General features: G+C 36.2%; 13 protein-coding genes. All 13 read right to left on the minus strand.

Features of this window, described 5'->3' with window-relative positions; translation table 11 throughout:
- Positions 1-75 precede the first annotated feature (75 nt).
- The 13 genes from DFR56_RS04460 to DFR56_RS04520 all read right to left on the minus strand — a co-directional run bounded on the left by DFR56_RS04460 (position 76) and on the right by DFR56_RS04520 (position 11,511).
- Positions 76-336: an HPr family phosphocarrier protein gene (locus DFR56_RS04460; protein ID WP_110394217.1), complete on the minus strand. Its 261-nt coding sequence runs from the start codon at positions 334-336 to the stop codon at positions 76-78.
- 138 nt (positions 337-474) lie between these two features.
- A complete protein-coding gene (whiA, locus tag DFR56_RS04465) occupies positions 475-1,416 on the minus strand; it encodes a DNA-binding protein WhiA (RefSeq protein WP_110394218.1) in 942 nt (313 codons plus the stop codon).
- Positions 1,417-1,649: 233 nt separating this feature from the next.
- Complete coding sequence (locus DFR56_RS04470) at positions 1,650-2,618, minus strand: gluconeogenesis factor YvcK family protein (protein ID WP_110394219.1); 969 nt, start codon at positions 2,616-2,618, stop codon at positions 1,650-1,652.
- A gap of 1 nt (position 2,619) precedes the next feature.
- Positions 2,620-3,498 (minus strand): RNase adapter RapZ, encoded by an 879-nt coding sequence (rapZ, locus tag DFR56_RS04475; RefSeq protein ID WP_110394220.1) that lies wholly within the window; start codon positions 3,496-3,498, stop codon positions 2,620-2,622.
- A gap of 520 nt (positions 3,499-4,018) precedes the next feature.
- Positions 4,019-4,960 (minus strand): thioredoxin-disulfide reductase, encoded by a 942-nt coding sequence (trxB, locus tag DFR56_RS04480; protein ID WP_110394221.1) that lies wholly within the window; start codon positions 4,958-4,960, stop codon positions 4,019-4,021.
- 451 nt (positions 4,961-5,411) lie between these two features.
- Positions 5,412-5,939, minus strand: a complete 528-nt coding sequence (locus DFR56_RS04485) for an acyltransferase (protein WP_110394222.1) — start codon at positions 5,937-5,939, stop codon at positions 5,412-5,414.
- A gap of 2 nt (positions 5,940-5,941) precedes the next feature.
- A complete protein-coding gene (gene ppaX, locus DFR56_RS04490) occupies positions 5,942-6,577 on the minus strand; it encodes a pyrophosphatase PpaX (RefSeq protein WP_110394223.1) in 636 nt (211 codons plus the stop codon).
- The gene (locus DFR56_RS04495) at positions 6,567-7,508 is read right to left on the minus strand and encodes a nucleoside recognition domain-containing protein (protein WP_110394224.1); all 942 of its coding nucleotides are present in this window, start codon (positions 7,506-7,508) and stop codon (positions 6,567-6,569) included. Before DFR56_RS04495 ends, ppaX begins: the two co-directional genes overlap by 11 nt.
- Positions 7,509-7,845: 337 nt before the next feature.
- Positions 7,846-8,670 carry a prolipoprotein diacylglyceryl transferase gene (gene lgt, locus DFR56_RS04500; RefSeq protein ID WP_110394225.1) on the minus strand — a complete coding sequence of 275 codons (825 nt, stop codon included), beginning with the start codon at positions 8,668-8,670 and terminating at the stop codon, positions 7,846-7,848.
- Between the two features lie 50 nt (positions 8,671-8,720).
- A complete protein-coding gene (gene hprK / locus DFR56_RS04505) occupies positions 8,721-9,659 on the minus strand; it encodes an HPr(Ser) kinase/phosphatase (RefSeq protein ID WP_207518827.1) in 939 nt (312 codons plus the stop codon).
- A gap of 188 nt (positions 9,660-9,847) precedes the next feature.
- On the minus strand, positions 9,848-10,219 hold the full coding sequence (locus tag DFR56_RS04510; RefSeq protein ID WP_110394226.1) for a phage holin family protein: 372 nt from the start codon (positions 10,217-10,219) through the stop codon (positions 9,848-9,850).
- Between the two features lie 25 nt (positions 10,220-10,244).
- Positions 10,245-10,925 (minus strand): bacillithiol biosynthesis deacetylase BshB2, encoded by a 681-nt coding sequence (gene bshB2, locus DFR56_RS04515; protein ID WP_110394227.1) that lies wholly within the window; start codon positions 10,923-10,925, stop codon positions 10,245-10,247.
- 238 nt (positions 10,926-11,163) lie between these two features.
- A complete protein-coding gene (locus tag DFR56_RS04520) occupies positions 11,164-11,511 on the minus strand; it encodes a YojF family protein (RefSeq protein WP_110394228.1) in 348 nt (115 codons plus the stop codon).
- Positions 11,512-11,767: the final 256 nt, after the last annotated feature.

Raw genomic sequence — 11,767 nt, forward strand, 5'->3', positions numbered from 1 at the left:
CGAAATATCAGTCAATAGATGGTATACTTGCTTTCTGTTCAAACAAAACAGATAAGCAACTATTAAACGTTAGGGTCATAATGATTTTGATGTAATCAAGGAAACTAGTTCATTAAGTGCAATATCTTCATCCGGACCATCTGCAATTAATGTAATTGTTTCCCCTTTTGTTATTGCGATACTCATTAAACCCATAATACTTTTCGCATTGATTCTTTTTCCTTCTTTTTCCAGAAATAAATCTGCTGTAAATCTGTTTGCTTCCTGAACAAACTGTGCAGCTGGTCTAGCCTGTAATCCTGTTTCTAGTTTAACCTCTACGGATCTTTCCACCAAAATAAATCATCCTTTCTTTTTCACTTGTTATGGAGGCGTTATCAAGTTGCCCACTATCAGTATAATTATCGTATTCGTTTCGTAAACATGTTAAATTACCGCTATTATATCATTTTAAATAATGAAAAGAAACTGAACTTAATTCGAATTACCCATTTTAAGCGTTTCTGCAAAAGCTTCGATCTTTTTCAGACGATGATTAACCCCTGATTTTGATAATGTACCAGTTGGCAGTAATTCGCCAAGTTCCTTTAACGTTACTTCTGGATATTCTAATCTTGTTTCAGCAATTTCTTTCAATTTTTCTGGTAATACATCAAGCCCAACACTATTTTTAATCATTTTAATACTTTCAATTTGGCGTACAGAGGCACTTATCGTTTTATTTAAGTTTGCAGTCTCACAATTAACGATTCTATTTACCGAATTACGCATATCCCGAACAATTCGAACATCTTCAAATTTAAATAATGCATTATGTGCACCGATAATCCCTAAAAATTCCGTGATCTTTTCTGCTTCTTTTATATACGTAATATATCCATTTCTACGTTGTAGTTCACGTGCTCGAAGTTGATATTCATTTAATAATTGACATAACACATGGTTATGGTCTTGATCTAAATTAAATATTTCTAAATGATAGGAAGATGTTTCTGGATTATTGATGGACCCTCTTGCAATAAAGGCCCCTCGTAAATATGCTCTTCTGCAACATTCTTCTTTGTAAACGGCGCTCAAGTCCGTTTGTTCAAATCCATCTTGTTCATGATCAATTTCTAAAGTTTGTAACAATAGTTCTACTTTTTCTTTCACACGGACGATATAGACATTATTTTTTTTCAACTTCATCTTTTTACGGACGAGTAATTCAATTTTTCCGGGGAAAATTGTTTTTAATAAGGTGAATATTCTCCTTGCGATTGCAGCACTCTCTGTTTGAATATCAAGTGTCTCATTTGGTTCCATTGTCGAAATAACACCATTCATTCGAATAATAGCTGCTAATTCCGCTTTTAAGCAACATTCCTTTTCATCGATGCTGATTAATTCTTTTTTTATTTCAGAAGTAAATGACATTTCACTTCATCCTCTTCTTGCTTATTTATTATAAGTATTCGGAAATTAAGTGTGGAATGATGTTTTCCTAAACCAGCACCTGAATATACTCGCTTTCAGCAGGCGATTGGCATGCCTCCCCCGGCATTCGCTCTGTGAGGTCTTGCCAATCTCTTCCCTATCCCGCAGTAGTCTCGCATATTTCGGTTGGTAGGAGAGCTAGCCAGTCTATTTTACCACACGATAATTTTTGATTACCTTTTCTTATTTATTGCCAAATCATATAGTAACTTTGCAATCTTATTCGTATTATGTCGGATCACTGTTTGCGAATGATCAATGATATCTTCTTCCATCACTTGAAGTCCTAACTGGAGCAAATTTTCCTTTTGATAAATGACTGGTGCTGAATGTTGTCGAGCATAAAGCTGTAATGTAGCTTCAGGGATTGGCTGATTATGGACGATAATCGAATCGATCGTATTAGGACCAATATGGTTATAAATAGCTTGCACATGGTCAGATGCATGATAATTATTTGTCTCACCATCTTGTGTCATCACATTACATACATAAACAACTTTTGCCTTCGTATCATTTAGCGCTTTTACGACGTCAGCAATAATTAAGTTCGGTAAAATACTCGTATACAAACTTCCGGGAGAGATAACAATTATATCCGCCTCTAAAATTGCTTGAACGACTTTTGGCATTGGTTCAAGATTGTTTGGCGTTAAAAAAACGCGTTTAATTTTTTTATTTTTCATTGGTATATTTGATTCACCAGATACGATCATTCCGTCATCCATTTCTGCATGTAATGTAACAGATTCATTTACAATTGGATAAATATTTCCCTTCACTTGGAATAAATCAGATACCTTTTTTACAGCTGAATAAAAGTCTCCAGTTAAAGCATTCATCGCAACTAATACAAGATTTCCTAATGAATGACCAGATAACCCATTAGATACTTGAAAGCGATGTTGAAACAGCTCCTTTAATTCGGCATCTACATTCGATAAGGCTGCTATGACATTCCGAATATCACCGGGGGCTGGTATTTCAATATCCTTTCTCAATCTTCCGGTACTACCACCATCATCTGCAACTGTAACGATAGTTGATAATTCAATCGGATATTTTTTTAATCCGCGTAAAAGAACCGGCATCCCTGTGCCGCCCCCTAATACAACTATTTTTGGTTCGATGCTGCAAGACATATTAATGACCCTTTCTTTTCTTTATATCCCGGTGGGTAATATGAGTCAAATTAGTTTCGGAGATGGTTTGCGAATAATATTCTGTAAGTGCTACGGATCGGTGTTGTCCACCTGTACAACCAATGGCAATGACTACTTGTGATTTTCCTTCTTTCTTATATTGCGGAATAATAAACTGCAATAAATCAAGAAGTTTTTCATTAAATTTAGTCGTATCCGTCCATTTAAATACATAATTAGCTACTTCTTCATCTAGTCCTGTTAGAGGTCTCATATGTTCGACATAAAAAGGATTTGGTAGAAAACGTACATCAAAAACTAAGTCAGCATCGATTGGTATTCCATACTTAAACCCAAACGAAACAAAATGGACAGAAAAAGTTGCTTCTTGCTCATCAGCGTATAATCCATGGATTTTTTCCCGTAACTCTTTTGGCTTTAAGTTGGTCGTATCGATAATTTTCTGTGCACGCCCTCTTAATTCATCTAAGATTTTTCGTTCTTGTTTAATTCCGTTTAGTGGAAGTCCACCTTTATCTAAAGGATGTGAACGTCTTGTTTCCTTATAACGACTCACAAGTGTTTCATCTTTAGCATCTAAGAAGATAATATGTTCTTGAAGCCAATCTTCTTCACTGATCACATCAAGTGACTCATAAAGTGTATCAAAGAACTCTCTGCCTCGTAGATCAATAACGAGTGCGACTTTCCGGATATTGTTCGTTGAATCTTTCATCAGCTCTAGAAATTTGGGGATTAATGTTGGTGGCAAATTATCCACACAATAATAACCTAAGTCTTCAAAACTTTGAATGGCGACTGTTTTTCCTGCACCTGACATTCCAGTAATAATCATTAACTTCGTTTCAAATCCAGTCATTAAACTTTTCCCCCTAAAATAGTTAGCATACATTTTAAAAAATACGAATGACGTAATTATTTTTATTCCTTACTTCTATTATACAGTATAGTACGTATTGCACCAAAAAGAACTACCGCGTTAAGTACTGAGTAAACGACAAAAGTGCAAACACTCTTACTAGTTAAAAGCGAGACGGTATGGGACTGGGACTGCGATTACTCATCCCATCGAAGACCTTTGCACTAACGCTCGTCTCATCAAAAACGTTTGTGACGTTGACGTTAGGCGCACGAGCACGCCCTGTGCGTCGAAGCTAGTAATAGCCAATTTAGCAATAAATTTTATCCACCGTATCATCAAGAATAACTTCCTAAACGACAAAAAAAGCACAGGATTTTTCACCTGTGCCAATAACTAATTTATTAAAGGGGGTCAATTAGTTTAAATATATTATACACCATGAATATTTCTAATTTATTACAATACGATTAAAAAGTAATAACGTTTTAGGTAGTAAGACTAACGCTTTTCAGGTACGTTAGCTCACTGGTGTTTTTAATTCTTCAATATATTTGATTGCTGTTTCAGCCGCAATACTTCCATCACCTGTCGCCGTCACAACTTGTCGTAAATCTTTTACCCGAATATCTCCCGCTGCATAAATACCAGGAATTTTTGTTTCCATGTTTTCATTTGTCGGAATATAACCTTCATCGTCTACAATTCCTAATGATTTAAACGGTTCACTTAAAGGTACCATCCCAATATAGATGAATACACCATCAATGGCAAATTCGCTCTTTTCATCTGTTTTCACGTTTTTAAGTGATAAGGAGCCTACTTTACCGTCTTTTTCATTAATTGTTTCAACGACAGTGTCCCAAATGAATTCCATTTTATCATTATCAAATGCACGATCTTGAATGATTTTTTGTGCACGCAATGTGTCACGACGGTGAATAACTGTTACTTTTTTGGCAAAACGTGTTAAATAAAGCCCTTCTTCTACCGCTGAGTCACCACCACCGATTACTGCTAATTCCTTGTCTTTAAAAAATGCACCATCACAAACTGCACAATAGGATACACCACGTCCTGTTAATTTTTCTTCTCCAGTAATGCCTAATTTTTTATATTGTGCCCCTGTCGTAATAATCAATGCTTTCGTTTTGAATGTTTTGCTTCCTGCGTGAACCTCTTTATAGTCACCATGATCAATTATTTCTTTAATGTCACCATAGGCATACTCTGCACCAAATTTTTTTGCATGTTCAAACATTTTATTTGATAAATCTGGACCTAAAATACTTTCATACCCAGGATAATTTTCTATTGCTTCCGTATCTGCCATTTGTCCTCCTGGTACTCCACGCTCCACCATTAGTGTGTCAAGATTTGCACGCGATGCATATACTGCGGCTGTCATTCCTGCTGGTCCTGCTCCTGCGATAATTACATCATACAAACGCTCTTCACTCATTACGATCTCCCTTTCCGTTTTGTCAAATTATCTACATTATTGTCCTATTTTGATACCATTCATCTCTCTATGTATAGCTTATAAGAATGGATACATTCCGTCTATTAATATGCTCACAATTGAACAAGCATTATTCCAAGCTTGTTGTTGTTATTTAATTGTATTATTTCCTGCTGAAACAGACGTCAAACAATGGATTTTTTTAAGAAATTTTTCAGTCATCATGGTATGGAAGAAGACATCATTTCGTGCTGATTTGGCATCCATTCATGGCTCTTAAAAATCATTTCTCTATTCCAGAATTGGTAATCGTCTAAGGGACTGTTGTTTTTCAGCTTTTCAAGATGTGATTAGAAGCTAATCGTGACCGGTTCAACAATTTCACATTCTTTTCGGACACCTTTTACCCACTAATCGTACCCTTTGACGACTCCTCACTCCAGTGAACCATTCATTCTTCGCTTACCGAATTCTTCTGTTGTCGTGCTTCCATTTCTTCTTTTGTATAAATAACTTTCATTGGGTTTCCGCCAACAAATGCCCCAGCAGGAACATCTTTATGCACGAGGGATGCAGCTGAAACAATGGCATGATCACCAATCGTTACACCAGGTAAAATCGTCGTGTTTGCACCTATTAACACATCATTGCCGATAATAACCTCGCCAATTCGATATTCTTCAATTAAATATTCGTGGGCTAAAATGGTTGTATTATACCCAATCACACTATTATTTCCAACTTTTATCTTTTCCGGAAACATAATATCTGGCATGACCATTAAAGCAAACGATGTTCTTTTGCCCACTTGCATCCCCAAGAAAGTGCGATAAAGCCAATTTTTCACACTTAAAAAAGGGGTATAACGGGCAATTTGGATAATAATAAAATTTTTCATTACTTTAAAAAAGGAAACTGTCTGATAAATATGCCATAAAGAATTTGCATCAGCTACCTTAAATCGCTTCGTTTTCCGCATATTTACACACCTACAATCGGTAATAAATCACGCATATCGTTTACCATATATGTTGGATTAAATTGTCGTAAGTATTCTTCTCCTTTTAAACTCCATGCTACACCTACCGTTTTTAAACCTGCATTTTTTCCTGATTCAATATCATGATAATTATCCCCAACCATAATCGAAGTTGTCGGAGAGCCATCTAAGTTTTTCATCGCCTTTAAAACTGGCTCAGGATGTGGCTTTGCATTATTTACATCATCTATCGTTACAATCGTATCGAAAAATCGATCTATTTCCGTGAATTCTAAACCAAGCATTACCCCTGGACGCATCTTTGTTGAAACGATACCCATTTTAAATCCATGTGCGTGCAATTTCTTTAATGTCTCTTTTACATTTGGAAATAACTTCACATATTTATTATGATGTTCTAAATTGTGAGTACGATACGTCTGAATCATTTCTTCAGCCGTATTTGGGTTTAACTTAGAAAATGTTTTAATTAATGGTGGACCGTTAAATGCTACTATTTCTTCTCTCGTAAACGAATATCCATGCTGATTAAATGTATGGACAAATGATTGATGAATAAGTTCATTCGAATCAAGTAATGTACCATCTAAATCAAACAAAATTGTATTAATGCTCATACGTAACCTCTCTCTCCTTTCGTTGATCCATTCGGTTCCAAACAAATGCAACAGCCATCGTTAAGATGATCGCCATGACAAGTCGGATCACCAGTAACGGCCATACAGGAATACCTAAAGGAATGAAAATAACGGTATCTTCGACAACAGCGTGACAAGTAACGAGGAAAATAAGCGCGAGCATCATGTCCTTTCTTGAAACTCCATCTTCCTTTACTGCCTGTATCATCACTCCCGCTCCAAAGGCTAATCCGATTGTTAAACCAGTGACAAGCGTGAAGGATGTATTTTCCTTCATGCCTAAAAATCTAGTGAATGGTGCGAATACTTTAGATAAACGTGTTAACCAACCAAGCTCACGTAAAAACTGCATCATTAGCATTAATGGAAAAATGACGAAAGAAAGTTGTAAGACCGCGATTGTCGCTGTTTTTAGTCCATACAGAAAAATAGCGACCCAACTTTCTAAAATAACATCAGATGAGGCGATCAAACCATATTGTGCTGGCTCGCTACCTCCACTCCATACTAAATTAATGATAAATGCTGCAATTAACGCTAATGCAATTCGAATTCCCGAAATAAGCCACCAACTAACACCAACCTTTGAGGCAACAGCGGACTCAATAAACAAATTATGCGAAAAAGAAAGCATCATTGCCATAATGAATACTTCCTTCACTGTAAAATCAAACGAAACAATGGCACCAATTGCCGCATATAAATTTAAGGCATTTCCTAAAACGAGTGGCATTGCCGCCTCACCAGGAAGTCCGATAAGCTGCATGACAGGTGATACTAATTTGATAAACCAAGGCAAAATCGGTGTATACTGTAATATTGTAACTAAAATAGTTACTGGAAAAACAATTTTTCCTAACGTCCAAGAAACTTGAACACCTTGTTTAAGACCTCTTTGTATGATATTCACTCTCGTACCTTCCCTAATAGAGGATGTTCAAAAAGTCCAAAAAAATGATGCATCGAATTTCTGCGTTGGCAGTTAAGAAAGGAAAAATCCCTTCTTACTGCATAAATGCTACTTTAGTTCTCGCAGTAAAGGCGTAGCGAAAGCTAAATTTTCTAAGCTTGCTTTTTTAGGTACTCACGTATGTAAAAGCATACGTGAGTACCGGAAAAGTTACGCGCCTTCGACGAACAATGTTTTCGATGGGACGAGCGAATGCGCAGTCCCAGGACGTGGCGCTTTTAGCCAATGGAACTTCTTGGTCCTTTTTATCTACCTTTTTGAACACGCACTAATATTACTATATTTTTGACCCATCATATCTTCTATCGACTTGATTTGCTTTTCGGCGATAAATCATAAAAATAATAGAACCAATAATTAAAATGACTGAGAATAATTGTGCTTGTTTTAATGGTCCGAAATATAAACTATCTGTCCGCATCGCTTCGACAAAAATCCTTCCAATCGAATAAAGGATGACATAACTTAAAAAGAGTTCGCCACGGAATGGGTTATATTTACGTATCAATAATAATAATATAAAGACAATGATATTCCACACGGATTCATATAAAAAGGTCGGATGATACATGACTCCGTTAATACACATTTGATTCATAATAAAATCGGGTAAGTATTGGAGAAAGTTTTGATAAGCTGCTTCTGATATTGGACCTCCGTGCGCTTCTTGGTTCATAAAATTACCCCAACGTCCAATTGCTTGTCCTAAAATTAAGCTTGGTGCCACAATATCAGCTAATTGCCAAAACGACACATTTTTTACCCGTGCATATACAATGGTTGTTAATACCGCACCAATTAATGCTCCATGAATCGCGATTCCACCTTCCCAAACCGCAATTAGTTTCCATAATGGTTGCCCCTTGTACATGTCCCACTCAAAAATAACGTAATAAATACGGGCAAAAAGAATGGCAATTGGTGCTGCAAACATCACTAAATCAACAACTAAGTCTTTCTTTATACCGAGTCGATCCGCCTCCCTCGTCGCTAAATAAAGCGCCAAAAAAAGACCTGTCGCAATAATGACTCCGTACCAATAAATCGAAATTGGTCCAAGTTGAATAAAAACACGATCTAACGCTTCCGCATTACAATTCAAACAAATCCCTCCTGAATCAAGATTCACTTCTATTACAACGAAAAATGCAATTAAGAATAATTATTTTCATTGTTTTTTTGAATCATCGTCGCTAGCTGATCTGAAAAATCTTCCGCAGCATTTACTCCCATTCGTTTGAGACGAAAATTCATCGCTGCTACTTCTATGATAACAGCTAAGTTTCTTCCCGGGCGAACTGGTATGGTCGCTTTTGGAATATTGACATCCATTATTTTCATCGTTTCTTCTTCAATCCCAAGACGCTCGTATTGCTTTTTATCATCCCATAATTCTAACTGAACGATATAAGAAATACGCTTATAACTTTTAACAGCACCTGCGCCAAATAAGGTCATAATATTCAAAATACCAAGTCCGCGAATTTCAAGCAAATGTTCAATTAATGGTGGCGAATTACCAATCAACGTATCATAATCTTCTTGTCGAATTTCCACACTATCATCGGCAACGAGACGATGCCCTCTTTTTACTAATTCAAGAGCCGTTTCACTTTTACCAACACCACTTTGTCCCATAATAAGGACACCTATCCCATAAATATCAACAAGGACTCCGTGGACTGCCGTTGTCGGTGCATATTTAGCTCCTAAAAAGTTCGTAATTCGAACAATGACTCGATTCGTCGTACGAGGTGATTTCAAAATGGGTACGCCCGCTTCATTTGCAGCATTTATTAATACATCTGGTATATCCATCCAATTAGTGACAACAAGTCCGGGGGTTATATCAGTACAAAGGCGTTCAGCACGATCTTGCTGTTCTTCCTCCGATAATTTTAAAAAATAATTCATTTCTGTTTTCCCGATTATTTGAATTCTTTCTTTTGGATAATACTCAAAAAAACCGGTCATTTCAAAACCGGGACGATGGATGTCATTTGACGCTATTTCACGGTGAATGCCATCTGCTCCTGCTACCAAAGTTAAGTTAAAATTATCTAATAAATCCTTTGTTCGTACAACCCGCATCATTATACCCCCAGAAAGTTGTTCCTTTGTTTTCATATTTCAATCTATTTTCAGTTTTCTTTCATCCTTAATTTTACCGTTAATTTTCGAATTTATCTATCAAAAGCATTACTATTGCATGCGCGTTTATAGAACGATTGTCTTAAAGAAACATAAAAAAGATGGATTGAACCATCTTTTCAACGTATTTATTTCTCTTTCACATCACCAACGAGTCGGTGTAAAAACATACTGATAAGTGAAATAATAATGGAAGCAATAAAGGCAACGCCAAATCCATTAATCACAAAACTATCGCCCATTATTTTTTGTGCTAGCATTAGTGTAATTGCATTAATAATTAAGATGAAAAAACCTAATGTGAGAACAGTAATAGGTAGCGTTAATATGATCAAAATTGGACGAACAATCAAGTTTAACACAGAAAGAATAACACTCGCTATTAACGCCGTTTTAAAATCTGCAATGTAAAAAGAATCAAATAATTGGCTCACCGCAATTAAAGCAATTGCATTTAAAAAAACCGATGTAAACCAACTTAAAAATGAACGTACGAACACAAATATACACCCCTCGTTCTCGCATTTAATTTGATTCGAAATTCCAAATAAAGAAACGTTCTTTTCCTAGTCTTTCTTTTAATCCATCAATATACACTTTCATTTCATCTGGCATATTTTGCATTTTCTTTAACATACCTTCTGCTTGTGATTTATGTTTTAAAATAGCTTCTAGCTTAAAATCAAATTGGTCCTTCACTGGAATAATGACATCGGGTTCTCCAAGCACTTTTTCAAAGTCCTTCGTAATTGCTGAAGCCCAAATTGTCGGTCTATCATCTGGATCCATAAGTCGAACTGCTTCAATCGTCGCTTCTCCAAGTGCGTTATGGTCTGGATGAACGCCATGTTCGGGATAATGAGTGATCACTAATGTTGGCTTTATTTCTTCCAAAATAGTTTTTACATGGGTAGCGACTTTTTCTTTGTTTTCAAATTCGATCGTTTTATCACGATAGCCCAATAAGCGGTAGTCAATATCTAAAAACTCACATGCTTCTTGTAATTCCTTCTCCCTTATTTTTGGCAATGTTTCTCGATTTGCAAAGGGAGGTGTTCCCATATTTCTCCCCATTTCTCCAAGCGTTCCACATAAATAGGTGACAGGTATTCCTTGCTTTCGAAATTGATAAATTGAACCAGCTGCCCCAAATGACTCATCATCAGGGTGTGGATAAACGATAACTACATGTTTTTGACTTTCCATTTAATCTCCCTCATTTATTCATATATTGGTAAACTTTCATTTGTACAGACTGTTCAAAAAGTCCGATAAAAATGACACTTTGCATTTCTTTGTTGGCTTGTTTTTCCGCTACTTACGTATTAAAATGCATAGGTCGCGTTACTCAAAGTTACGCCGCTTCAAAACTGCTTGGTCTTTTTATCCTCCTTCTGAACACGCACTTGTTATGACAATCCATGAAAAAAAGCATTTTCATCCTTTATTGAAATGGTGTTTCACTAATTTGCAAGGCAACCATTAGTCTTCCATCTGCATCATGACCTGCAAGTAATAATTGGTTTTGATTATACAATTCCCAATCGGTTAGCCCTTCTGCATAAAGCCAGCCTAATTCCGTTTTAAGTCCAACGCGATACCCAACATCCCCTTTGATCACGGCTTCTGTAAAGGTAATTTGTGCATTCCTTATATAAGCACCTACGTTTACACCTTGATTCCCAAAATGACTAGCATAGGCACCATTTGTCGTTTCCAAATGAATATAAACACGTTTATTTTTAAAGCTATTTAACTGCTCTTGTACAATATCTTTCCTAATGGCTTCCATTTGCGAAGACCTCCTCCAATATTCCTCTTTTTAGCTTACAAACAAAGTCATCTTACGTCAAAATATATGACTGAGTGTAAAAGAAGTAGTGTTATAAATAAGATGTGTTTCATTTTAAAAAAATTGCAGGCGTCTGTTTATTTTTAGAGGACCATTATGATATAATTCCATCAAAATGTGCTGATTTAGCGAATGATGGGCTGGGGATGTCCGTTATGTGTCCTAACAGACGATGAGTAAATAATTCAGTTATGCG

Origin of the sequence: Pseudogracilibacillus auburnensis (assembly GCF_003201975.1) — a bacterium.
Classification (GTDB): domain Bacteria; phylum Bacillota; class Bacilli; order Bacillales; family Amphibacillaceae; genus Pseudogracilibacillus; species Pseudogracilibacillus auburnensis.

Excerpts from the sequence above, each read along its gene's own strand:
- DFR56_RS04485 (WP_110394222.1), bottom strand. The coding sequence starts at position 5,939 with ATGCGGAAAACGAAGCGATTTAAGGTAGCTGATGCAAATTCTTTATGG.
- trxB (WP_110394221.1), bottom strand. The coding sequence starts at position 4,960 with ATGAGTGAAGAGCGTTTGTATGATGTAATTATCGCAGGAGCAGGACCA.
- hprK (WP_207518827.1), bottom strand. The coding sequence starts at position 9,659 with ATGCGGGTTGTACGAACAAAGGATTTATTAGATAATTTTAACTTAACT.
- bshB2 (WP_110394227.1), bottom strand. The coding sequence starts at position 10,925 with ATGGAAAGTCAAAAACATGTAGTTATCGTTTATCCACACCCTGATGAT.
- whiA (WP_110394218.1), bottom strand. The coding sequence starts at position 1,416 with ATGTCATTTACTTCTGAAATAAAAAAAGAATTAATCAGCATCGATGAA.
- DFR56_RS04520 (WP_110394228.1), bottom strand. The coding sequence starts at position 11,511 with ATGGAAGCCATTAGGAAAGATATTGTACAAGAGCAGTTAAATAGCTTT.
- ppaX (WP_110394223.1), bottom strand. The coding sequence starts at position 6,577 with ATGAGCATTAATACAATTTTGTTTGATTTAGATGGTACATTACTTGAT.
- DFR56_RS04470 (WP_110394219.1), bottom strand. The coding sequence starts at position 2,618 with ATGTCTTGCAGCATCGAACCAAAAATAGTTGTATTAGGGGGCGGCACA.
- rapZ (WP_110394220.1), bottom strand. The coding sequence starts at position 3,498 with ATGACTGGATTTGAAACGAAGTTAATGATTATTACTGGAATGTCAGGT.